The following is a 22,724-nucleotide window of genomic DNA, read 5'->3' as shown; positions in this document are numbered from 1 at the left end:
CGCAGTGTTAACCTTTATTCAAACTGGTGGCTTTTTTATGTGGCCTTTATTGGCCTGTTCTATTTTAGCGCTTGCGATTATTCTTGAGCGTTTTTGGACGTTACGTAAGTCACAAGTTACCCCTCAGAATTTACTGTTAGAGGTGATGACGCGTCTTCGCGAAGATAAGATGAACGTCGAATTTATTCGTTCTATGCAAGCACAAAAAGGGTTAGGCTCTATTTTTGCTGCGGGTCTGCTTAATTCAAAGCATGGTCGTGTTGCCATGAAAGAAAGCATGCAAGAGGCAGCCAGTCATGTCATACATGAACTTGAACGGTTTATGAACTTTTTGGGGACCATTGTGGCCGTCGCGCCGCTTCTTGGTTTGCTTGGTACCGTGGTTGGTATGATTAAAGTCTTTTCCGTTTTGATGGAGCAGGGTGCGGGTAATATGTCTCTGCTTGCTGGCGGTATTTCTGAGGCATTGTTAACCACAGCAGGGGGGCTTGGTGTGGCAATCCCTGCACTGATTTTTCATCGTTATTTCAGTCGTCAAATCGATGTGTTGGTTGTTTCAATGGAGCAGAATTCGACTAAGCTTGTGGATGCACTTCATGGTGAAAGAGAACCGAAATCAGGAGCTAAACAGTGAAATTTCGCCGTCAAAAATTAGATGACGTGCAAATCAATTTAACGCCTTTGATTGATGTGGTTTTTCTGTTGCTGCTGTTTTTTGTTATCAGTACCACCTTTAATCATCGTTCTGAGCTGACGATTGATTTGCCCTCTTCTGAAGCAGGCGCCCCTGCATACGATAACAGTAAAGATGTTGATATTGTGGTGACCGCAGATGGTCAATATGTGATTAATGGGCGAACACTGATTAATGAGAAAATCAATACATTAGTGCAGGGCATCAAAGAGGTCGCTCATGGCGATTACTCCCGACCCTTAATAATCACGGCGGACGCTAAGGCGCCTTATGAGATGGTGCTAAGAATTTATGACGCGGCCTCTCAGCTGGGTATCACGAAGATTGCCCACACAACACAAAAAGAGCCGGCTAAGTGAGTGTAGAATCGTTATTGACTCGCTCTTGGTATGGTGAGGCAAAATGGACACAGCTTTTTTTACCTCTGATGCCTCTTGCTCGACGCATTGTGGAGAAAAAGCGAGCGGCCTTCTTAGCGAATCCTGCTTTGTCTTACACGGCTCCCGTTCCCGTTATTGTCGTGGGGAATATCAGTACGGGTGGAACCGGTAAGTCTCCCATGGTGGTGGCTTTATGTGAATGGTTAAGGGGCGAGGGCTTTAAGCCTGGTATTGTGTCCCGTGGCCACGGTGCCAAATTGTCTGTGCCAACCAGTGTGGTTGAGTCAAGCTTAGCGCAAGATGTCGGCGATGAGCCCGTTATGTTGGCTCGCCGTACCCAATGTCCTATGGTGGTTTACCCTAAACGTGCGCAAGCGGTTAAATGTTTGCTAGAGCGGTTTGACGTAGATGTTGTCATCAGTGATGATGGTATGCAGCATTATGCGTTGAATCGAAACATCGAAATTGCGATGATTGATGCCAAGCGTGGCATTGGCAACGGTTATCTATTACCTGTGGGGCCGTTAAGGGAGCCTGTCGAGCGCTTGGCGAGTGTAGACTTCATTGTTAGCATAACAGATCGATTGACGACTCAATTAAATAACTTGCCATTTCCGGTGATGCCTGCTGCCTTACAAAGTGATTGCTTGTTATCCTTGGATGGCTCCCGGTCTCTGTCTTTTGATGAAGCGTTCGTTAAGGGGGGCAAGGCTTGGCATGTGATGGCCGGAATTGGTAATCCGGAGCGATTTTTATCAACCTTAGCGTCGTTGGGGTTGGATAAAATAGACAGTGTGCATTGGTTTAACGATCATTATGGCTATCAAGCTGACGATATACCAAAGTTGGGCCCTGTCGTCATGACGGAAAAAGATGCGGTAAAATGTAAAACATTATCTCTGGTCAATAATGACTTGTGGTTTTTGCCTGTTAAGTTGGCATTGCCTGCTGAGTTGAAAGCGCAATTGCTTCAAAAATTAAATAACATTCAACAATGAGAAACACCATGAATAAAGTGCTATTGGATATCTTGGTCTGTCCTGTGACCAAAACACCGCTCACATTGAGCAAAGACGGCTCAGAGCTGATTAGTAAAGTGGGTGGGATGGCTTATCCGATTCGTGACGATATCCCTGTATTGCTTGAATCAGAGGCGCGTACATTGACGACTGATGAACGTTTGGAATCCAGCTCTTCAAAATGAAACGCATCAGAATATTAACCGTTTGTTTGGGGAATATATGCCGTTCACCCGCTGCTCAAGGCATTTTAGAGTCTTGTGCGGCTGAGTATGGTGTTGACCTTGAGGTCGATTCGGCTGGGACGGGAGCATACCACGTTGGTGACCGTCCGGATCCGCGCTCTGTTAAAGCGTTGGCTGATATTGGGGTTAATATCGCCACTCAAAAAGCCAGAAGAATCGTATTAGAGGATTTCGATTATTTTGATTGGATTCTCGCGATGGACAAAGACAACCTTAACTATTTACGTCAAATGCAACCTGATAACAGTCATGCAAAATTGGTTATGTTCGGTGAGTTTGCTGAGGGCGTCTCTTTTGGTGAGGTTGGTGATCCCTATTATGGTAAAGAGGATGGTTTTGTGAAAATGCGAGAGCGTTTGCAACTCATGTCTCAATCTTTTATTGAGCACCTTGTTGCTCGCTCCTAACTTCAATTAACAAGGCTGTAATGTCATGACTGACGATTCCCTTGAAACCTTTTTACAACCGCCGTTTATTCAGGAAAATGTCTCTTTAGCCCCCTATAATACCTTCCGTTTTGAGCATAAATCACAATATTTTGCCGAGATCGACAGCCTTGACCGTTTGGCTGAGGCATTACGCTGGGCAAAGCATGTCGATATTCCTGTGACCGTGATTGGTGGTGGTAGTAACTTACTGATTAGCGATGAGGTGCTTGGGCTTGTCTTGGTTAACCGTTTAATGGGGAAAACGGTTAAAGCATCAGGGGATAGTGTTTTTTTGCAAGTAGCATCGGGGGAAAACTGGCATCAGCTAGTGGCTTATGCGGTTGAGCATCAGTGGTATGGTATTGAGAATTTAGCACTTATTCCTGGTACAGTGGGTGCAGCGCCTGTACAGAATATCGGTGCTTATGGGGTTGAAGTTAAAGATGTGTTGACGCGTGTCCAGGTCTTAGATGTTATGTCTGAAGCGCTTGAGTGGTTGTCGGCGGAGTCTTGCGGTTTTGCTTATCGAGATAGTCATTTTAAAGGGCGTTGGCAAGGGCGATACATCATTACCGCTGTTGAAATGCAATTGCACTGTTTGCCATCTTATTCTCTCAACTATGGCGGTCTTAAGCAGCAAATCCAAGGTGAAGTAACGCTCGCGAAAGTGTTTGATGCGGTTTGTTTAGTGCGTCAAAGTAAATTGCCGGATCCCGCCAAGCTTGCTAACGCAGGCAGCTTTTTCAAAAACCCTATTGTTAGTCCTGAGCAACATGAGCAGTTAAAAAGTCGCTTTCCGAACTTGGTGTCTTTTCCTTTTGGTGAGGCATTTAAATTAGCGGCGGGGTGGTTAATCGATCAAGCTGGCTGGAAAGGGGTTATTCACAAGGGAGTAGGTGTCTACGATAAGCAGGCTTTAGTATTAGTGAATTACTCAGAACATAAAGCGGATGCATTGTTAGAGCTTGAGTCTAAAATCAAACAGTCGGTATTGGATAAATATGGTGTGTTCTTGGAGCGGGAGCCTGTTAAATTGCCAGCGGTAGATGCCATGGCAAGCATTGTTGAGGGTGGTATTCAGTGAAAATTGGCGTATTAGATTCTGGTGCAGGTGGTTTGACCATTCTCAATGTTATTCGAAAAAAAATACCGGCTTTGGATTTACTCTATTTTGCGGACTCTGCCTTTGCGCCGTATGGAGAAAAAAGCCCAGAGCAAATTCAATCTCGTTTGATTGCAATCGGAGAGTTCTTTGAGCAGCAAGGTGTTTATGCCATCGTTGTAGCCTGTAATACAGCCACCGTTGCCGCTATTGATACGTTGCGTGCTCATACTCAGTTGCCCGTTATTGGTGTCGAGCCTGCCGTGAAGCCCGCTTTTCGAGTCAGCAAAAAGCGTCATGTTGCGGTATTAGCAACGCCATTAACAGCACAAAGTCATCGTTTAAAAGAATTAATCGAATTGTGGCGGTCAGATAGTAAGGTACAAATTATGTCGAGCCCCACGCTAGCCTTTGAAATTGATCAGTGGCCCGCTTCCGAAGTCGTGGTTGATAAGTTGGTCAAAGAGCTTTGTCAGCATATGTTGGAGGCAGAAGTAGATACACTGGTTTTAGCTTGTACCCATTACCCTTTGGTAAAGCAAATCTTTATTCAGTATCTTGGTGAAAACTGCGAAATCATTGAGCCAAGTGAAGGTGTGACAGCCCAATTATATCGCCGTCTCCAAGAAACTTATCCATTAGAGGTGCAAGGATTGGCAGCGTCGGAGCATAGAGGCAGCATTGAGCTGATTAGCACAAAAGACATCGCCAAAGCGCAATCTTTACGCTGCTGGGTGGAAGATCAAACAGCAACGCTAGATGTTCGTAGCACGTCCATTGCTCCTGGCTTTTCCTCCATGGGGAAGTCTAGTCATTCAACAAGTGTCGTGGAGAGTCAACCGCTTGTTGAATGACTAGAGAAATTTACGCTTTTTCTTAAATTCCTAATTTTGATTTTACTTGGCTTAAAGCGGGTTGACCGTTATAGGTCTTTACCCCATCCAACCATTTTTTCAACACGTCAGGATGGGCTTTTATCCATTCTGTTGCGGCGGTTTTTGCTTTTTTGCCCTCATCTTTTTCGGCTAGCATAATTTCATTTTCCATCTTCACACTGAATTTCAAGTTGTGTAGAAGTTTGCCAACATTGCCACACTCCTTAGTGTAACCTTTACGTGTGATGGTCTGGACGGTTGTATTGCCACCATAGTTAGGGCCAAAATACTTGTCGCCGCCACTTAAGTATTTCAGATGAAATCTTATATTCATGGGGTGTGGTTCCCAAGCAATAAAGACAATAAATTTGTGGCGTTTTACGGATCGGGCAACTTGAGAAAGCATACCTTGCTCACTGGATGCCACTAATTGCCAGTCTCCAAGGTCATAATCTTTATTATGGATCATGTTTTGAAGGGTTTGGTTGACGGCGGAGCCAGCTTCAATACCATAAATGCGGTGATGGAATTTTTTGCTGAATTTATGTAGGTCGTTAAAGTCTTTCACTCCATCATCGTAGACATATTTTGGTACCGCAAGGGTAAACTTGATTCCCGTTAAGTTAGTGCGAATCACATTGATATCGTCTGCGTATTTTTTAATATAATGTGCTTGAACGGGCATCCAGTTACCCTGAAAAACATCGATTTTACCTGTTTTCAAACTCTCAAAAACAATAGGAACGCCCAGCAACATAATATGAGTTTTGTAGCCTAATGCTTTTAGTAGTGTTGTTGTAATGGCATTGGTTGCACCGATATCTGACCAGCCAGGATCAGCAAAGGTCACCGTTTTGCATTGCTCTGGCTCAGCCGCCGATGCGACCAAGCTTGCAGCCAACAATGTTGTGCCTCCTGCGATTTTTAACCAGTGTTTATAGTGCTTTTTCATTGTTCCTCTCCTCGTAATCTTCGACCGGAGTCTCTTGGTTTTTATTATTACTTTTTATATCAGCGCATAATTCCATGTTCTTTTTTGTATTCATCAAGTGTTTGCATAATGCGGATGAGGCATTCATCTCGTTCTTTTATCAGGTCATTTATGCTGGCCCCGTCCGCTTGATTTAAGCAACCTTGAATCATGTCCTCTTTTAGTTTCTGAGTTAACTCAGGGGCTTCAAGGCGGGTCCAGGGTTCTTTGAGAGATTCTTCGAAATGATCCAAAAGGTGAGCCATGCCACCTTGACCTCCACCCAAGTGATACGTCAGGCAGTGTCCCATAATGGCCCAGCGTAGCCCTGGGCCATAGGCGATGGATTTGTCTATATCTTCTACGCTACATTCACCATTTGCCACCATATGCAGGGCTTCACGCCATAATGCCTCTTGTAAGCGATTGCCGATAAAGCCTGGTAATTCTTTGTTCATCTTGGCCACTTTTTTCTCAATGTGCTCGTAGAAATCCGCTGTCCAGTCCACTGTTGCTTGACTGGTTCGCTCGCCGCCACATACTTCACAAAAGGGCACAAGATAAGGTGGGTTGAAGGGGTGCCCTACAACGAATCGTTCTGGAGCTTGGGTTAGCTCCGTGGTCATACTGGACATGCTAAATCCAGAGGTGCTGGAAATGACAATCGTGTCTATGGGTAAGAAGTCATCTAATGCTTTAAAGAGTGCTTTTTTTTGCTCCAGCACTTCTGGTGTGCTTTCTTGAATCACTTGAACTTGTCCTGCCATTTCTTCAAGTGTTTCAACAAAGTGCAAACGGTTTTTACTGGCGTTATTTCGTAAGCCTAGTTTTTCCATGGTTGGCCAGGTGTTTTCAATTGTGGCTAATAATTTTTCTTTCGCATTCGGTCCTGGATCGTAGGCAATAACATCCATTCCCATGCGCAAAAAGTGTAGGGCCCATGCACCACCGATCACACCGGTACCAATCACACCGACAACTGAAACTTTATTCGGGTCTACTCGTGCCATGATGTTCTCCTTATTGAATACCGCGTAAACGTAGTTTTTCGCGGGCCTCAGAAGGGGTAAGGACTCGTGTACCAAGAAGCTCTGCTAAGTGCACTGCTTTGTCGACAAGTTGACCGTTAGTGGCGAATTCGCCTTTGCGTAAATAGAGGTTATCTTCCAATCCAACACGAACATGCCCTCCTAATAATATGGCTTGAGCGGCCCAGGGGATTTGTTGGCGACCCAGGGCAAAGGAAGTCCACTGTGTTCCTGAGGGCAACATATCAACCATTGCTTTTAGCAGACTCATTTCCGGTGGTGCTCCCCAAGGAATGCCATGGCAAAGCTGGAAGAGGGCATTGTCTGGTAGTAATCCTTCTTTGGCCATTTGCAAAGCAAACCATAGGTTGCCTGTATCAAAGATTTCCAGTTCGGGGGTGATACCCAGCTCAAGAATGCTCTTCGCACCTTGACGTAACATATCTGGGGTGGAAACGTAGACTAGATTGTTGTCGCCAAAATTAAGAGAGCCACAGTCCAACGTACACATTTCAGGTTTGAGTGCTTCTATGTGGCGCAAGCGTTCTTTTGCACCAATAAGATCTGTGTCGCTGGCAAACTGGGTTGGAGCATCATCAGGTCCCAGAAACAAATCGCCGCCCATTCCAGCAGTGAGATTTATAATGACATCGCAACTGGATGATCGAAGAATGTCGCAGACTTCAGCATAAAGGTCGATACGACGAGAGCACTGTTTTGTCTCTGGGTCGCGAACATGGATATGAGCAATGGCAGCACCTGCATTCCAGGCTTCTATTGCAGCATTGGCAATTTCATGGGGGGTTACCGGGACATATGGACTGCGGTGGGCAGTATTGCCAGCTCCCGTGACAGCACAAGTAATAATCACCTCGGAATTCATATAAGATCCTCACACAAGCTAACTAGGGCAGTGTTTTTGGCGGAGCTTTCGTGTAGAAATGCAAACCGCTAAAAACACAATACCGAGGCGAGAGGAATTATTTTTAACAAAACCGAAGATAAATAGACGTATTTCGACAGTTGTCAGCGTTCATCACTGGGTTTTTTGAGGAATTCTTTTTGGTAGCAGCGGGAGAAGTGAGAGAGTGATTGAAAGCCGCAGGACTCCGCTATTTTTGTCACACTGTCATTGGTTTGCTGTAACAGACTACGAGCTAGGTTCAAGCGAATGCGTCGATAATAAATAAGCGGCGAGGTGTCTAGGTAATGTTTAAACAGACGTTCAAGTTCGCGTTCGGAGATTTGTACGTAGTTGGCAAGTTCGGCAATGGAAAGAGGCTCTTCAATGTTTCTTTCCATTAATGCAACGGCACCTAGCAAATGTTTATTACGACAATCCAAATGCTTGATAGGACTCAATTTTTGTGGACTGTGGTGCTCTCGAAGTTGCGAATAGATCAATGCATTGCTGACGTTCGACGAGAGTTGGTGTCCATGTTGTATTTTGATAATGTGCAGCATCATATCCAAGCCGGACAATGCGCCTGAACAAGCAAAACGTTTACGATCGATCACATACAGCTCTTGCACGAAATTAACATTGGGAAAGAGAGGAGGCGTTGTTTCCAAAAGCTCCCAATGAAGCGTGCTCTTATAACCATCTAGCGCTCCGGCGGCCGCTATTAAGTGGGCCCCTGTATCTTGTGCGCCAATATAAGCGCCAAATGCCGCTTGCTTACGAATAAAGCCTAATATATGACGCTGTGTATAAAGATTTGGTGACGCGCCGCAACAGATAATCAAACACTCACATCTATCTATATCCTTGATGCTGGCATGACTGCGAATTTCTATATTGTCACTGGTGGGGACCATTTCTGAAGCTTCCGAAACCAGTGTCCAGGTATAAAGTGGCTCATTGGATAAACGATTGGCATGGCGCAGTGGTGCCAGCATGGAGGTTAGACCAAATAGCGAGAAGTTAGGTAAAATTAAAAAATGAATGTGCTGAGAAAAATTATCTTCTTTGCGATTAAACACGAGCCCACCTTTTATCGAATTTACGCACTATCGTTCCTGCCAAAATGAGCGATGAATCATCGAATATTATCAAATTGCGGTGAGTAATGTTTATTAGAATAACGCTTAACCTTTCAATAAAGTAAGAAGAAAGCGTAATGGCAACAAATGCCCCCATTGTTTTTGAAGGTAAAGTTCTACCAGAATGGATTGATTATAATAATCATATGAATGACGCCTACTATGTTGTTGCGTTCAGTAAAGGGATAGACGGTTTTATGGATTTAATTGGTCTTAATAGGGATTATCGCTCAGCCCATCAACTCTCCATTTATACGCTGCAAAGTATGACCCATTATCTTAATGAGGTGTCCTTAAATGAAGGTTTGGTGATTAGACCTCATATTGTTGATCATGACGCGAAGAAAATACACTTATTATTAATAATGGAGCATGCCAGTACAGGACAGTTGCTGGCCGCAATGGAAACCATGTTATTGCATATGGATATGACAAATCATAAACCTGCTCCATTTACTGCCTTTATTTTGGATAAGATTGCGGCATTATCGATGGTTTTTGATGCTGAGGAACATCAAGGGCTAATTGGAACAAAAATTGAAATTCGTCGAAAAGTGTCATAATAGGTGGCCATTGTTTATTCTCTAAAGGGCAATATTTCTCCATCACTTCCGTGAAAAAAACAAAGAAAATAAAAATCGTAATGGCGCCAAAATATTGTAATCAGTGATAAGGAGGCTTACAAATTACAAAAAAGCCCGCTTTAAGCGGGCTTTTTCATGATTATAGACTCAAAACTTATTCCGTTTCAGATGTCTCTGTAGCGGTATTTTCTTCTGTTTGAGTGTCTTGCCTTTGAAGTCTTGGGTCATTTTTGACTCGACCAGTAGACGATCTGCGACGAGAAGATGTGCTGTTCTGACGCTTTTCTGCCAGCTCTTGCTTCATCTTTTCCTGTTGGGCAAGAATCGCTTCAGGAAGCTCAACGGGCTCTTTAGGCGCTGTAGTCGGTTTGGCTATAGCTGTTTTACCACGTCCTCGACGAGGAGTACGAATACGTCGAACAGAACCATTAGCGGTAGCGGAGTCTTCATGCTCGCTCTGCTCTTCTGGTTTAGTAGGCGCTTCTGTTGCCGTGTTGGATACCGCTTCCTCTTTGGACTCTTCAGTACTTTCTACTTGCTCTGTTGCTTCAATGGCAGTGTTTGCTTCCTCAGGTTCAGGCTCAGACGTTTTGCTTTCTTCTACTGACACTTCTTCTGCTTCGGCAGAGGGTGTCTGAGAGTCTGTCGTTACAGCATCACTATCTTCTGCTTCAGACGATTCCGGTTTTGCTTCACTTGATTCTGCTTCTGCTGTTTCAGCCGGTTGTTGTGTGGCTGCGACTGGCTCATCAGCAACAACTGGTTCTTGAGAAGAAGCGGTCTCTTCGGAGATATCAGCGGATTCCGCTTTTTCAGCCGGTTCCGTTGATTGTACTGCTTCAGATGACTGTGCCTGCTCAGTACTTTCAGTGGCTGCCATTTCAGACTGATCTGGTTGAGATGGCGTAGCACGGACATCGCCTAATTGCGCTTTCGCAGACATTTTTGGTTTGGCAGGGCGTTGCTCAGGAGCGACGTCTGCTTTTTCCTCAGCGTCTGTTGGTACGGCATTGGTCTGTTTGACTTCTGTCTCAGCTTTCTCTTCGCTCACCGTATTCGTTTGCTCGGTAGCAGTTTGCGGAGCTTGTACATCGGCAATCTCTTCAGTGGTTTCAACGGGTTGAGTTGCTTCAGACGCTTTTTCTTCTGATGCTTTTTCTTCAGATACCTTATCTTCAGATACCGTGTCGTCAGAAGTATTGCTTTCAGGAGCATTATCTTCAGATGCTTTTTTATCGAAAGAGGCTGCTTTTTCTGTTTGAGCCGGCTCTTGAGCCTCAGGTGCTTTTTCCTGTTTGCTTTCTGCCTGAGTGGCTTGCTCTACTTCACTTTCTTCGTTTGTGTTGCTGTCCTCATTTCTGTTAGCAGGCTTACGAGAACGGCGAGAACGGCGAGAGCGACGCTGAGGCGTACCATCTTCGTTGCTGGCTTCATCATTACGACGTGTTTCTTCTGCTTGAGCAGCGGCTTCGACTAAAGCAGCATCTTCTTGCTCTTTTAGTTTTTCGGCTTCAATGGCTTCCTCTTTGAGCTTGCCGCTACGACGGATGTTTTCATTTTTCTCGCGTTTACGCTCGACAACTTCTGGAACAAACTTCTCTTGACGTGGTGCCTTAGTAGAGGTGTCTTTCCTTTCAGATTTCGCCTCTTGAGAATCTTGTTTGTTATTTGTGCGCGTGTTGGTGTTGTTGCGGCTACCTTTTGCGCTGGCTTCCGCTTGCTCGCGACGAGATTGACGAGTCGAACGACTATTTTCTTTACTCGACTCAGCTGCATTATCTCGATCAGCATTTTGATGTTTACTGCGTTTGTTGCGATTATTACGGTTCGCATTTTTACTGGCCGGGCGCTCATTATTACGATCACGGTCAGTATTTCGGTCACCGTTATTACGCTCAGTTTTGGCAGCAGGCTTGCTGGTTTGCGCTTTGCTTGCGGGTGTTGTTGATTTCGCGACAGGAGTAGGCTCTGGTTCACCAAATAACGCGGTTATAATGCGCTTGAGTAAGCCTGGTTTTTGTGTTGTCACGCTCTTCGTTCTTTGTTCGGCCGGAGAGGGTGATGCCGTAGTGTGAGCGGGCGCAGGGGATTTAGGGGCAATGCTGGTCACTGCAGCCTGTGGTCGAGCGCTTTCTTTAACCTGACGAGGTTCGTAAGGTGGTTGCTCTGGGGTTTCAACTAGGGTGTAGCTGTTTTCATTTTGAGAGACAACGGAGCTGTCATCACGAATACGTTCAACTTCGAAATGTGGCGTCTCCATGTGCGGGTTGGGCACTAAGATAATATGGACGCTATTACGCTTCTCAATTTTCGCAATGTTAGTACGCTTCTCGTTTAGCAAGAAGGTTGCCACAGAGACAGGTAATACGGCACGAATCTGAGCCGTACGCTCTTTAGAGCACTCTTCTTCAATAAGGCGAAGTACTGATAAAGCCAAAGACTCAACATCACGGATGAAGCCTTGACCATTACAACGAGGGCAGACAATGCCGCTGGTCTCACCTAGGGAAGGACGCAAACGTTGACGTGACATTTCTAATAAGCCAAAGCGTGAAATACGGCCAAGCTGGACACGGGCACGATCCGCTTCCAGTGCATTTTTCATGCGGTTTTCGACTTCTTTTTGGTTGCGAACCGGGGTCATATCGATAAAGTCAATAACCACTAAGCCGCCAATATCGCGAAGACGTAATTGACGAGCAATTTCGTCAGCGGCTTCTAAGTTCGTTTGTAGTGCCGTTTCTTCAATGTCACCGCCTTTTGTGGCGCGAGCGGAGTTAATGTCGATAGACACAAGGGCTTCTGTTGGGTCTATAACGATAGAACCACCTGACGGCAAACGGACTTCACGTTGGAAAGCCGTTTCGATCTGGGTTTCGATCTGGAAACGGTTAAATAGTGGGGTAGAATCCGTGTACATTTTGATGCGCGATTTGAAATGCGGCATGACTTGCATGACAAAGTTGATGGCATCTTGATAGGCGCTTTTTTCGTCGATCAACACTTCGCCGATGTCTTCACGAAGATAGTCGCGAATCGCACGAATGACAATGTTACTTTCTTGATAAATTAAGAACGGAGCGGGTTTTTCCGATGCGGCTTTGGTGATGGAGCTCCATAGGGTGTCTAGATAATCCAAATCCCATTGCAGTTCTTCTGTTGAGCGGCCAACACCGGCCGTACGGACGATCAAGCCGCCATTTTCTGGTGTATTAAGACCTGACATGGCTTCTTTGAGCTGTGAGCGATCATCACCATCGATGCGACGGGAAATACCACCAGCGCGGGGATTGTTTGGCATCAATACCAAATAACGGCCAGCCAAGCTAACAAACGTGGTTAGCGCAGCACCTTTGTTACCTCGTTCCTCTTTATCGACCTGTACGATGACTTCTTGGCCTTCACTTAACACATCTTTGATATTGATGCGGCCGTCGTGGTTCGATTTTTTAGAAAAATAGGTTTTGGATATTTCTTTTAACGGAAGAAAGCCGTGACGTTCCGCGCCGTAATCCACAAATGCGGCTTCTAAACTGGGTTCAATACGAGTGATGCGACCTTTGTAAATATTGGCCTTTTTCTGTTCGCGTGAACCAGATTCGATATCAAGATCATAAAGACGCTGTCCATCGACAAGGGCGACTCGCAACTCTTCTTGTTGAGTTGCATTTATTAACATTCTAATCATTATATGTGTGAACTCTGTTAGCTGATGCGAACAAATGTCCAGTGAAAGAGAGCCACAGTTAGATGCGCTGACCCAAGTCTTGAGGTGCTATTTCGTTGTATTTAGCAAAGGAGTGCGCGGTGCGTTTATTAAAATAAAACGTTTTTATGCGGTCGCCGCCAAATCAATAACAAAAAGTCTCTATACCAGTCTCGTTTTTTGCGTTTTACCAAACGACGCGAACGCGCGGCCGTGCAACTAATGAGAAATTCTTCCACTGAGACAGAATTATCCGAATCATGCGGTTTATTATTTAAGCTTAACTGTTACAGAGGTAAGATAGGGGGCCGAAGTGTCGCTTCGGCTATATATTTCATTTCCAGCGTCTTATCTTCGAGGTGTTTTGTTGCCTCTTACCCTCTGCGAATGTGAATATAGCAGTAAAAACTAAGTGCTTCAATTATAAAGGAAACCAATCTTTGGTTATGTCGGATTCAGAACAAAATTCAACCCCTCGTCCAGCGGTTCGTTATGTCACTATTGATGGCAATCATTCCGGTCAACGAATCGATAACTTCTTGGTTACCTTACTAAAAGGTGTGCCAAAGGGAAAAATTTACAACCTACTTAGAAAGGGTGAAATCCGCGTTAACAAAAAACGTACAAAACCCGATTATCGATTGGTTCATGACGATATCGTTCGTATTGCGCCTATTGTTGTCGCACCGGAGTCAGAGAAACCCACATTACCAGATCGCTTAAAAAATGATATTGAGTCGCGCATTGTCTACGAAGATAAGGGGTTGATCGTTGTCAATAAACCATCCGGCTTAGCCGTACATGGCGGCAGTGGCCTCAGTTTTGGTTTAGTGGAAGTGATTCGTCAGATGCGGCCACAAGAAAAATTCATTGAGCTTGTTCATCGATTGGATCGAGATACCTCGGGTTTGATCATGATCGCTAAAAAACGCAGTGTTCTGAAAGAATTGCATACAGCACTGCGGGAAAAAGAAGGTGTGCAGAAAACCTATTTAGCACTGGTTTATGGAAGTTGGCCCAAGCGCAAGCTTCAAGTGAATGCGCCGTTGCTGAAAAATGAACTTAAATCTGGTGAGCGGATTGTTAAAGTTCATACTGATGGCAAAGAGAGTTTAACGCGCTTTAAGTTGGTCAGACAATTTGAAGGGTATAGTTTAGTGGAATGTGAGCCCGTTACAGGACGAACACATCAAATTCGTGTGCATACGCTTCACGCAGGTTATCCCATTGTCGGTGATGACAAGTACTCGCCTTCAGAGCGCTTAAAAGAAACTAAAGCGTTGGGCTTTAAACGCTTGTGTCTACATGCAACACGCTTAGACATTATGCTAAATGGTGAGCGTATGTTGTTTGAGGCACCTCTAGATAAAGAATGGCAAACCTTAATGAATGAAAAGCTCGAAGCAAAGTTTGGCTAATGTTTAGCTTGAATTAATAGAAAGGATTGGTCAATACCAGTCCTTTTTTTATTTTTATGCATCATATTGACCAAACAGTCAGTAATTTTAGTTACATAAGTATCTAAAGTGTCAGAATTCATACAGTTGAATTTCTCCATGCTAAAATCGCGCCGACGTCTCACTCTGGAGTGGGAGCTTATCGATTTTGGGAGGAGTTGAGATGAAAGTTGGCGGTATCAAGATTATACCTGGAATCATTTCAGTAGTGCTGACGCTGCTGATTTGGTTTGTTATCCCTGTGCCAGAAGGTGTCTCTGCGAATGCGTGGCATTTGCTTGCTTTGTTTGTCGGAACCATTGCGGCGATTATCGGTAAGGTGATGCCAATCGGTGCGATTGCGATAATGGCGATTGCTCTGGTAGCTTTGACTGGTGTGACGAATTCGAATCGATCTATTGCGATTAAAGATGCGCTAAGTGGTTTCTCTAACTCTTTGATCTGGTTGATTGGGATTGCTGTTATTATCTCGCGTGGTTTAACCAAAACAGGGTTGGGGCGTCGTATTGGCTACGCCTTTATTTCTGTTTTTGGCAAAAAAACCATTGGTGTCGGTTATGCCTTAGCCTTGTCCGATTTGGTTATCGCCCCAGTAACCCCAAGTAATACCGCCCGAGGTGGGGCCATTATTCACCCCATTATGAAATCCATTGCGGCAGGCTTTAACTCCTCTCCAGAGCAAGGGACCTCTCGCAAAATTGGCCACTATCTATCCTTGGTCAGTTATAATGCTAACACCATTACGTCAGGTATGTTTATCACGGCGACTGCGCCTAATCCGCTGATTGTGAAATTGATTGCCGATGTAACGGGGGCGAAGATCAATATTACTTGGGGAACATGGGCATTAGCCGCTTTATTGCCTGGTTTAGTGTGCATTCTTCTTTTACCATTGATTATTTATGCGCTGTACCCGCCAGAGTTAAAAGAAACGCCTGACGCTAGCCAGCAAGCAAAGGCGAAATTGGCAGAAATGGGGTCAATGTCTTATGGTGAAAAAGTCATGGTTGGTGTGTTTGCTATGTTGCTGCTGTTGTGGGCAAACATTCCAGGGATGATTTTTGGTGAAGCTTTTTCTGTTGACACAACAACAGTGGCTTTCATGGGGCTCTCTGTGTTGTTAGTTACCGGTGTCTTGACCTGGGAGGATGTGCTCCAAGAGAAATCTGCTTGGGATACCATTGTCTGGTTCTCCGCTTTGGTCATGATGGCAACTTATCTACACAAGCTAGGTTTAGTGCAATGGTTCTCTCATGTCATTGAGGGCAACATTGCAGGTTTTGGTCTAGGTTGGGAAGCGTCTGCTTTGATTCTTGTCTGTGTCTATTTGTATTCCCATTACTTTTTTGCCAGTTCAACGGCTCATGTGACCGCCATGTTTGCTGCTTTTTATTCTGCAGGGTTAGCGCTAGGGGCGCCACCATTATATCTTGGTCTTCTACTTGCGGGGGCTTCTTCTATTATGATGTCATTGACACACTACGCAACGGGAACCTCGCCAATTATTTTTGGGTCTGGTTACGTTAGCATGGGGGACTGGTGGAAAGCGGGTTTTTTGATGAGCGTGATCAACTTAGTGATCTGGGGCGTAGTGGGCGGCCTGTGGTGGAAGGTGCTTGGTTATTGGTAATAATGGATTGAGTGGCGCGAAGAGGTTGTCTAAATACTCTTGCGCCTGATAGAGAAAGAGTGGCTCTAGCTTTTTCCTGTACTGTTTTGCCTTAACTCTTGCTTGGGTGTGGGGGTTAAGGCTTTTTATTTTTCTGTATGCTGCGTTGGCTGATTAAACAACGGGATGTCCTCGCCGATGATGTATTTTTTGCGCAAGAGTTCTGAGGCTTTGTCCATGAGCATTACTAATAAGACGAGAACCAGTGTAATAAACATCACCACGTCCCAGTTCCAAAGTCGCATATTTTCCGCGTAGACCAATCCTATTCCTCCAGCACCCACGAAACCAAGAACCGCGGCCGAACGGGTATTGGACTCTATTTGATAAAGTGTTAGGGCTAAAAATTGCGGGAAGGACTGGGTAAAGATACCAAATCGGTGCTTTTGTAGGTGGTTTGCTCCTAAGGCGCTTAATCCTCGACTGGGGCGCTTATCAACCGCGTCGTGGCTTTCAGCATACAATTTACCCAGTAGCCCGGTATCTTGAATAAATATCGCCATGACACCAGCCAGGGGCCCCATACCCACTGCACGAATAAAAATCATCCCCCAGATTGCCATGTCTATCCCTCTCATAATGTCAAAAAGACGTCGTATGACAACGGAAATAGAGGCTAAAACAAACGTGTTCATCACCCTACGAGAGGCTAAAAAAGAGAGAGGCAGGGCGAGTAATGTTGCTGTGAAAGTGCCAGCGAAAACAATGCCTAATGTCACTGCAATTTGTGTGAAATAGTAGCCGAATGGCCACTGACTGACATTGCGCCAAATAAACATTCGAGCAAAATATTGCCCCAGTTTATCAAGCCCTTGAAACATCTGTTCTGGTGTTAATCCATTGAAATAGAAAAAGAAGATATAATAGAAGAGGATAATCAGACCCAGACTGAAGGTGATCACCATATGTCTTCTTCGGCTGGCATAGATTGCAGCATATTGCTGCTCATTATTAGAGCGCTCTGATGTTGAGATTGTATTGCTGTGATTTATCATACTGACATCTCTTTTAATAGGCGATGACGTAACTTGCCGGATATAAAATCCAGTAATGAGACAACGAGAATAATTTGTATGAGTACAATGCTGACCTGATCGTAATGGTCGAGTTTAATTGACGTCATTAGCTCTTGGCCGATACCCCCGCCGCCAACTAAACCCAAAATAGTGGATTGACGAAAATTGGTTTCTAGGCGCATAAAGGTATAGGACATAAAGGTGGGTGCTACCTGAGGCCACAGTCCATAACGCATTCGCATTAATCGGCTGGCCCCTAAAGCACGAAGGCCGCGGACGGGTTTGTCAGAGGCAACTTCCACGGTCTCATAAAACAATTTTGTTTGGCATCCAAAGCTGTGAAGAAATAGGGCAAAAAAGCCTGGAATGGGGCCAACGCCAAACGCCATGACAAACATGACGGCCCAAGCAAGTTCCGGCATTGTTCGACAAAACGCGGCAATAGAGCGTAAGCCATAACGTAGTGACCAATGTATTTGTGTGTTATTGGAAGCAGGAAAAGAGGCAAAGGTTGCCATTAAACTTGAAAATAAAGTTGCGGCAATGGCAATGGCAATAGTTTGTCCTAATAGAGGAATCTGAATATTTAAGCGATACCCCCAATAGGCGAAAGACCCCTTGGTGTGACCATCGGCAAATAAAACAGGAAAATGTAGAGTGGGCAGAATATCTGACAGATAGTCAAAAAAATGCGGTATGCCTTGCCAAACGACTGATAGACTAAATTCGGATAGATAACCTGAATAAAAATAGACGATTAAAATTCCGATAGACCAAAGTAAACTCTCACGTTTTTGACGTTGTCGAATACGTTGATAATAAGATTCAAATGTTTGGCTTGGCATATCCCGCGTTTCTCTTTTAATGGCTGCGTTTGGTCTTTGCTGTTTCTGCTGGAATTAACGATTACCTTGCATAAGCTCACGTTTTAGATCGATTATGTTTTGGTAATCTTTGACCGAAGCTGGAACCATATGAACCATGCCGCCTGCTGATTTTGCAAAGCAGCTATGGTCATTTTTATCGAGATCATAAAGCGCCTGAGTTAATTCTTTTTTGAATTTAGTAGGTAGGTCATGACGGATAATCACTGGGCCATTTGGAATTAATGGGGATTCCCAGATAATGCGAATTTTTTTCATCAAATCAGGCTGGTCTTCACGCATTAAACGTCTGAAAGCACCGGCGGTGTAACCTTTATTATAATCGCCGACCATGGATGTCCAAGTCACGGCGCCAGCAAACTGTTTATTTAATACGCCCAAAATATCTTGTTCATGACCGCCAGAAAAAGTCGTTGAACTGAAAAAATGGTTGTAGTTGTTGTCTTTGTTGCCACCAAATTTTTGTTTAAAAACATGGTTCGGTATCAAAAATCCCGAGGTTGAATCTGGGTCAGCAAAACCAAAAGAGTGGCCTTTTAAATCTGCCAATTTGTGATAAGGGCTATCCGCACGAACGAGGACAACAGAGTGATAACCTTTAGATTGATCTTTGTCATCTGCAGTAATACCAATAATATCAACCGCTTTAGGATTGTTGATATAAACAGAAGCATAGCCTGACGGAGACATATTGATAACGGCATCGATTTTGCCACCGATGAGTCCTTGAATAATGCCAGAGTAATCAGATGAATTACGTAATTTTGTATCAACATTCAATTTTTTATCTAAGAATGCTTTGACACATTGATTATCGCCGATTTGCTCAGTGGCATTTTGACCACCTAAAATGCCTAAGTTTAATTCACGAACAGCGGCAGAAGCGGTGGCACTGTAGGCTAAAATCGTCGAGCCTAAAAGTAGGCTAATAAGTTTGGTTTTCATTGTCTGAATATCCTCGTTGAGATAAGTATTATGAGTGCCTAAGAGGCCGGGTTTGCATAAATCCGTTGCTGAATGTCCTCGGTCAGTCCATCTGGCGAGCCGTTATAAATAATTTCTCCAGAAGCAATGCCAACAACGCGGGAACAGTATTGTTTCACTTGTTCGATGGAGTGCAGGTTGACCATCACCGCAATATTTTGTGCGCTGATTTCTTGTAGGGCTTCCATGACTCGGTGAGTGTTTTTGGGGTCTAAAGAGGCAACCGGTTCATCGGCTAATAAAATACGCGGTGTTTGCATCAATGCTCGGGCAATGGCGACACGCTGACTTTGACCTCCAGATAGGTTTTCCGCCCTCTGTAAGGCATGGTTGATTAGTCCTGTCCATTCCAATAATTCAATGGCACGTTCCACATCTTTCTTGGGAAAAAATTTAAATAAAGAGCGCAGCGTACCCGTATCGCTTAATCTTCCTAACAGCACGTTAGTGATCACATCTAATCTAGGAACCAAACAAAAATCTTGAAAAATCATGCCGCATTGAGAGCGCCAATGGCGCAGCGCTTTGCCCTTGAGTAAGTGGGCTTTTTGAGGCGTATTGCTATCGGGAAAGGCGATGATGTCGCCAGCAGTGGTGCTGATTGTGCCATTAATCATATGCAAAAGTGTCGATTTTCCCGCGCCAGATCGCCCTATGATGGCCACCAACTCACCTGCGTATAAATCCATACTGAGTTCTTTAATAACAGGATGATGGTTTCCATAACTTTTATCCAAATTGACAATGGAAAGAAGCTTTTCAGGTTGCATATAATTTTGTTCCGATGAGTTTTAATAAAACCAATAGAACATATTTATCTTACATTTTTATTAAATGATTATTTTATAATGGTTAAATAGAATATTTTTATAAACTAATTGGGTGGGTTTTATAAATGGCGAACGTAATGAATCATGGTATATTAAAATACCATTAAAGAGGGGAAGAATGTAAATATAAAATGTTTAATATCGTTTTATCATATATTTTTAATGTCTTCCTGATGAAAGTTCTGTGTTTTGATATATTGTCAGTCCATCGCTAGCTATCTTTATATTGGTTGGTAAACTTTCCTTATGTTCTAACAACCAACAATCGAGTCGATGACTAATGTGGGTCAGTATCATTTGCCTGGGTTCTAGGGTGTTATACATCCAAAGGGCAAGGTTGATATCATTATGATTTCTTGGAGCTGTTGGTGTCGGTGGCTCGGAACAATCTATTATCAGACAGTCGAGGGTTTTGTTTCTTAAGAAAGCCAAGCTAGCATCTGGTAATCCTACGGTATCCGTCAGATAGGCGAAGGTGAAACCGTCTTTTTCGATTACATAGCCCAAGGTAATTTTAGAGTGAATCAAGGGTAAAGGCGTAATGGAAAAATCCTGAAGTTGAACGGTATTAAATGGAATAAAAGGCGCTTGAAAATCCAGTACGCCAGGATGTTTGTAGAGATCGTCTGCGCCTTTTTCATCATCCGGCCGAAAGACCGGAATTTTCTGCGCTCTTTCTGACCAGCGAAGATGAAATAATCCTTGTACATGATCCATATGAAAATGTGTCAACACAATGCGTGTTATCTCTTCGAAGTCGTAGCGCTCGGCCAAATCACTAAAGCCTGCATCGATTAGTGTGGTACCAAGTTCCGTGCGAATCTCAAGGCTACAAGGGCCACGGCGAAAAGAGCGATCTCGCCTAGCGCGCTCGCAGGCGTGGCAGTGACAACCCCACACAGGAACCTGTGCCGCGTTGCCCGAGCCAAGAATACGAATCGTTAATAGAGATTTCGCCGCTTTGGTTTGCTCTAAGCTTGGTCTTTTCTCAGGGCGCTTTAGCATGTGATTGACTCCTTTAATGATGATCCAATAGACGGTTGATATACGCCATCAGTTGTTTAACGGCATGATCAATTTGTGTGCTATTGTCAATCCTGTAGCAATCAGCGAGTAACTTTTGTTCCCGAGTGAGTTGTTGATTCCTAATAATGCGTGAGTCGATGTCATCAAGCGACTCTCGTCCTCTGTCGATAAGACGTTGACGTAAGATGGCCTCATCGACTGTGATCAATACTGGCACTAACTGCTCACGGTATAACACTCTTGCGGTGGATAAATAGCCACGGGAACCATTAACAATCACCGTTTGCCCTTGTGCCAGCCAAAGGTCTATTTCACGGCCTATGCCATAGCGTAGGCCATTGGCTTGCCAATCTAAGGCAAAGAGCCCTAATTGTTTGCGCTGACAAAATTCCTTTTCGCTCAACTGAATATGATTTTCGCTGCCAGAGTGCCAATCTCGACAGATATAGCGATGAGCAACCATTAGGTTTGGCCGCGCCTGAGAAACGTCAATATGCTGGCGTAACGCGGAGATAATCGAGTCTTTACCGCTGCCTGAAGCGCCAATAAAATAAAGGATTTTGCTTGTTTTTTTCATCGCTATCTTTCACTTTACAGACGGTTTATCGTGATAATACTCGTCAACATGGATGAGGTTTGGGGTCAAAAAGCACGTTGACCATTTTTCCAAACCTGCTCAATGTGCACATGGTCTTCCTTCGCGCTACTCCAAATTAGATCCGCTTTACACCCTAAATCAATTAACCCTCTGCCGTGTAAACCAACGGCTTTTGCGGGATTAAGACTGACTAGGTTCATCGCTTTTGGAATGTCGTAATCATTATCTTCTAATCGTGCGATTTTAAAAGCCGACTCCAAAAGACTGGCGGGGTAGTAATCGCTGGAGAGAATATCCAATACCCCAGCGGAAGCGAGTTCATGAGCAGCAATATTGCCTGAATGAGAGCCGCCACGAACAACATTGGGAGCGCCCATTAAAACACTCATACCTTTTTCATGGGCTGCTTTTGCCGCTTTCTTCGTCGTGGGGAACTCAGCAATCACCATGTTGAAATGATGTGATTCGTCAATATGGTCAATCGTGGCATCGTCATGGCTGGCAAGAGGAATATGGCGGTTGTGACAAGTGTCGCAAATGGCTTCTCTAAACTGTGCACTATAGCGTTGGCTGTCATCCAGTTGGCGAGTAATGAAGGCCTCCATCTCCGCATTGGATAATTTATATTTGCCTTGATAGTACTCACGGTATTTCTCTATATTGGCGAACTGGCGTTGCCCTGGGGAATGATCCATCACCGATACTAACTGCACGTTCGTTTGCTCTAATAAGGCGTGAAAGTTTGCTAACGTATCTTTATGGCTGACTTCACAGCGTAAATGCAAGAAGTGATCTGCACGTGTTAAACCACGGTCACGGGATTCATTGAGTGCTTCTACCATACGGCTTAGGTTATTTAATCGTTCACTGCCTTCGATGACATCCCCCACCGAGATGGCATCGAACACGGACGTAATCCCTGCGCTAACCATTTGTGCATCGTGCACTTTAAAGGCTTGGATGGCGGGCCAGTTGACGCCGGGTCGTGGAGTGAAATGCTTCTCCATATTGTCTGTATGCAGCTCTATCATGCCAGCGGTTAGGTAACCATTTTCGCAATCTAGTGCCGTAGGCAGTGAAACATTGCCTTGATCTATTTGTGTGATGACCCCTTCATTGATGACTAGGGTGCCTTTGATGATTTCATTTGGTAAGACGATTCGAGCATTGGTTAAGATCATGGTGA

The 22,724-nt window shown here is 44.5% G+C and carries 22 protein-coding genes; 10 read left to right on the top strand and 12 right to left on the bottom strand.

Translation table 11 applies throughout. The features are described from left to right. Positions 1–4 precede the first annotated feature (4 nt). From AC0VYG_RS12480 to murI, 7 genes are read left to right on the top strand one after another with little or no spacing between them, the layout of a single operon-like run. Entirely contained in the window at positions 5–634 is a 630-nt protein-coding gene (locus AC0VYG_RS12480) for a MotA/TolQ/ExbB proton channel family protein (protein ID WP_475428328.1), read from the top strand. Further along, on the top strand, positions 631–1,053 hold the full coding sequence (locus tag AC0VYG_RS12475) for an ExbD/TolR family protein (RefSeq protein WP_475428327.1): 423 nt from the start codon (positions 631–633) through the stop codon (positions 1,051–1,053). The genes AC0VYG_RS12480 and AC0VYG_RS12475 overlap by 4 nt, the downstream gene beginning before the upstream one ends. After that, positions 1,050–2,072 carry a tetraacyldisaccharide 4'-kinase gene (lpxK, locus tag AC0VYG_RS12470; protein ID WP_475428326.1) on the top strand — a complete coding sequence of 341 codons (1,023 nt, stop codon included), beginning with the start codon at positions 1,050–1,052 and terminating at the stop codon, positions 2,070–2,072. The genes AC0VYG_RS12475 and lpxK overlap by 4 nt, the downstream gene beginning before the upstream one ends. 8 nt (positions 2,073–2,080) lie before the next feature. Then, positions 2,081–2,278, top strand: a complete 198-nt coding sequence (locus tag AC0VYG_RS12465) for a Trm112 family protein (RefSeq protein ID WP_067017837.1) — start codon at positions 2,081–2,083, stop codon at positions 2,276–2,278. Then, positions 2,275–2,745: a low molecular weight protein-tyrosine-phosphatase gene (locus AC0VYG_RS12460; RefSeq protein ID WP_475428325.1), complete on the top strand. Its 471-nt coding sequence runs from the start codon at positions 2,275–2,277 to the stop codon at positions 2,743–2,745. The genes AC0VYG_RS12465 and AC0VYG_RS12460 overlap by 4 nt, the downstream gene beginning before the upstream one ends. A gap of 25 nt (positions 2,746–2,770) precedes the next feature. Next, entirely contained in the window at positions 2,771–3,850 is a 1,080-nt protein-coding gene (gene murB, locus AC0VYG_RS12455; RefSeq protein ID WP_475428324.1) for a UDP-N-acetylmuramate dehydrogenase, read from the top strand. Then, positions 3,847–4,722, top strand: coding sequence for a glutamate racemase (gene murI, locus AC0VYG_RS12450; RefSeq protein ID WP_475428323.1), 876 nt, complete (start codon positions 3,847–3,849; stop codon positions 4,720–4,722). The genes murB and murI overlap by 4 nt, the downstream gene beginning before the upstream one ends. 22 nt (positions 4,723–4,744) lie before the next feature. Here the strand turns inward: murI and choX are convergent, their stop codons facing one another. From choX to AC0VYG_RS12430, 4 genes are all read right to left on the bottom strand, one after another. Then, positions 4,745–5,695: a choline ABC transporter substrate-binding protein gene (choX, locus tag AC0VYG_RS12445; RefSeq protein WP_475428322.1), complete on the bottom strand. Its 951-nt coding sequence runs from the start codon at positions 5,693–5,695 to the stop codon at positions 4,745–4,747. Positions 5,696–5,754: 59 nt separating this feature from the next. After that, positions 5,755–6,723, bottom strand: coding sequence for a 3-hydroxyacyl-CoA dehydrogenase NAD-binding domain-containing protein (locus AC0VYG_RS12440; protein WP_475428321.1), 969 nt, complete (start codon positions 6,721–6,723; stop codon positions 5,755–5,757). Positions 6,724–6,733: 10 nt separating this feature from the next. Further along, positions 6,734–7,624, bottom strand: a complete 891-nt coding sequence (locus tag AC0VYG_RS12435; protein WP_475428320.1) for a beta-keto acid cleavage family enzyme — start codon at positions 7,622–7,624, stop codon at positions 6,734–6,736. Between the two features lie 143 nt (positions 7,625–7,767). Further along, a complete protein-coding gene (locus AC0VYG_RS12430) occupies positions 7,768–8,724 on the bottom strand; it encodes a GlxA family transcriptional regulator (RefSeq protein WP_475428319.1) in 957 nt (318 codons plus the stop codon). Between the two features lie 137 nt (positions 8,725–8,861). Between AC0VYG_RS12430 and AC0VYG_RS12425 the strand changes: the two genes are divergently transcribed. After that, positions 8,862–9,347 carry a thioesterase family protein gene (locus AC0VYG_RS12425; protein WP_475428318.1) on the top strand — a complete coding sequence of 162 codons (486 nt, stop codon included), beginning with the start codon at positions 8,862–8,864 and terminating at the stop codon, positions 9,345–9,347. Positions 9,348–9,522: 175 nt separating this feature from the next. On the opposite strand, the gene rne is transcribed toward AC0VYG_RS12425, so the two are convergent. After that, positions 9,523–13,056, bottom strand: coding sequence for a ribonuclease E (gene rne / locus AC0VYG_RS12420; RefSeq protein WP_475428317.1), 3,534 nt, complete (start codon positions 13,054–13,056; stop codon positions 9,523–9,525). 464 nt (positions 13,057–13,520) lie between these two features. Between rne and rluC the strand changes: the two genes are divergently transcribed. Together rluC and AC0VYG_RS12410 are read left to right on the top strand one after the other, a co-directional pair. Further along, complete coding sequence (gene rluC / locus AC0VYG_RS12415) at positions 13,521–14,492, top strand: 23S rRNA pseudouridine(955/2504/2580) synthase RluC (protein WP_475428316.1); 972 nt, start codon at positions 13,521–13,523, stop codon at positions 14,490–14,492. A gap of 202 nt (positions 14,493–14,694) precedes the next feature. Further along, positions 14,695–16,161 carry a DASS family sodium-coupled anion symporter gene (locus AC0VYG_RS12410; protein ID WP_475428315.1) on the top strand — a complete coding sequence of 489 codons (1,467 nt, stop codon included), beginning with the start codon at positions 14,695–14,697 and terminating at the stop codon, positions 16,159–16,161. Positions 16,162–16,286: 125 nt separating this feature from the next. On the opposite strand, the gene phnE (AC0VYG_RS12405) is transcribed toward AC0VYG_RS12410, so the two are convergent. From phnE (AC0VYG_RS12405) to phnM, 7 genes are all read right to left on the bottom strand, one after another. Further along, complete coding sequence (phnE, locus tag AC0VYG_RS12405) at positions 16,287–17,195, bottom strand: phosphonate ABC transporter, permease protein PhnE (RefSeq protein WP_475428314.1); 909 nt, start codon at positions 17,193–17,195, stop codon at positions 16,287–16,289. Continuing rightward, a complete protein-coding gene (phnE, locus tag AC0VYG_RS12400; RefSeq protein ID WP_475428313.1) occupies positions 17,192–18,061 on the bottom strand; it encodes a phosphonate ABC transporter, permease protein PhnE in 870 nt (289 codons plus the stop codon). Before phnE (AC0VYG_RS12400) ends, phnE (AC0VYG_RS12405) begins: the two co-directional genes overlap by 4 nt. 54 nt (positions 18,062–18,115) lie before the next feature. Further along, positions 18,116–19,045: a phosphonate ABC transporter substrate-binding protein gene (gene phnD / locus AC0VYG_RS12395; RefSeq protein WP_475428312.1), complete on the bottom strand. Its 930-nt coding sequence runs from the start codon at positions 19,043–19,045 to the stop codon at positions 18,116–18,118. A 38-nt stretch (positions 19,046–19,083) separates the two neighbouring features. After that, on the bottom strand, positions 19,084–19,854 hold the full coding sequence (gene phnC / locus AC0VYG_RS12390; protein WP_475428311.1) for a phosphonate ABC transporter ATP-binding protein: 771 nt from the start codon (positions 19,852–19,854) through the stop codon (positions 19,084–19,086). Between the two features lie 219 nt (positions 19,855–20,073). Further along, positions 20,074–20,919 carry a phosphonate metabolism protein PhnP gene (gene phnP / locus AC0VYG_RS12385; RefSeq protein ID WP_475428310.1) on the bottom strand — a complete coding sequence of 282 codons (846 nt, stop codon included), beginning with the start codon at positions 20,917–20,919 and terminating at the stop codon, positions 20,074–20,076. Between the two features lie 13 nt (positions 20,920–20,932). Next, positions 20,933–21,517 carry a ribose 1,5-bisphosphokinase gene (gene phnN, locus AC0VYG_RS12380; RefSeq protein WP_475428309.1) on the bottom strand — a complete coding sequence of 195 codons (585 nt, stop codon included), beginning with the start codon at positions 21,515–21,517 and terminating at the stop codon, positions 20,933–20,935. Positions 21,518–21,582: 65 nt separating this feature from the next. Beyond that, positions 21,583–22,719 carry an alpha-D-ribose 1-methylphosphonate 5-triphosphate diphosphatase gene (gene phnM / locus AC0VYG_RS12375; protein ID WP_475428308.1) on the bottom strand — a complete coding sequence of 379 codons (1,137 nt, stop codon included), beginning with the start codon at positions 22,717–22,719 and terminating at the stop codon, positions 21,583–21,585. Positions 22,720–22,724 lie beyond the last annotated feature (5 nt).

This window comes from Marinomonas sp. 63XJN7_7_ISO-PGPR-S23-202 (assembly GCF_056173505.1).
The sequence above is the reverse complement of the archived record's forward strand: the minus strand, read 5'-3'. Positions and strand labels throughout refer to the sequence as shown.

Bases quoted from the DNA above. Each gene is read 5' to 3' on its own strand.
- AC0VYG_RS12465 (WP_067017837.1), top strand. From the start codon at position 2,081: ATGAATAAAGTGCTATTGGATATCTTGGTCTGTCCTGTGACCAAAACA.
- AC0VYG_RS12460 (WP_475428325.1), top strand. From the start codon at position 2,275: ATGAAACGCATCAGAATATTAACCGTTTGTTTGGGGAATATATGCCGT.
- murB (WP_475428324.1), top strand. From the start codon at position 2,771: ATGACTGACGATTCCCTTGAAACCTTTTTACAACCGCCGTTTATTCAG.
- choX (WP_475428322.1), bottom strand. From the start codon at position 5,695: ATGAAAAAGCACTATAAACACTGGTTAAAAATCGCAGGAGGCACAACA.
- AC0VYG_RS12440 (WP_475428321.1), bottom strand. From the start codon at position 6,723: ATGGCACGAGTAGACCCGAATAAAGTTTCAGTTGTCGGTGTGATTGGT.
- AC0VYG_RS12435 (WP_475428320.1), bottom strand. From the start codon at position 7,624: ATGAATTCCGAGGTGATTATTACTTGTGCTGTCACGGGAGCTGGCAAT.
- AC0VYG_RS12425 (WP_475428318.1), top strand. From the start codon at position 8,862: ATGGCAACAAATGCCCCCATTGTTTTTGAAGGTAAAGTTCTACCAGAA.
- rne (WP_475428317.1), bottom strand. From the start codon at position 13,056: ATGATTAGAATGTTAATAAATGCAACTCAACAAGAAGAGTTGCGAGTC.
- rluC (WP_475428316.1), top strand. From the start codon at position 13,521: ATGTCGGATTCAGAACAAAATTCAACCCCTCGTCCAGCGGTTCGTTAT.
- AC0VYG_RS12410 (WP_475428315.1), top strand. From the start codon at position 14,695: ATGAAAGTTGGCGGTATCAAGATTATACCTGGAATCATTTCAGTAGTG.
- phnE (WP_475428314.1), bottom strand. From the start codon at position 17,195: ATGATAAATCACAGCAATACAATCTCAACATCAGAGCGCTCTAATAAT.
- phnE (WP_475428313.1), bottom strand. From the start codon at position 18,061: ATGCCAAGCCAAACATTTGAATCTTATTATCAACGTATTCGACAACGT.
- phnD (WP_475428312.1), bottom strand. From the start codon at position 19,045: ATGAAAACCAAACTTATTAGCCTACTTTTAGGCTCGACGATTTTAGCC.
- phnC (WP_475428311.1), bottom strand. From the start codon at position 19,854: ATGCAACCTGAAAAGCTTCTTTCCATTGTCAATTTGGATAAAAGTTAT.
- phnP (WP_475428310.1), bottom strand. From the start codon at position 20,919: ATGCTAAAGCGCCCTGAGAAAAGACCAAGCTTAGAGCAAACCAAAGCG.
- phnN (WP_475428309.1), bottom strand. From the start codon at position 21,517: ATGAAAAAAACAAGCAAAATCCTTTATTTTATTGGCGCTTCAGGCAGC.
- phnM (WP_475428308.1), bottom strand. From the start codon at position 22,719: ATGATCTTAACCAATGCTCGAATCGTCTTACCAAATGAAATCATCAAA.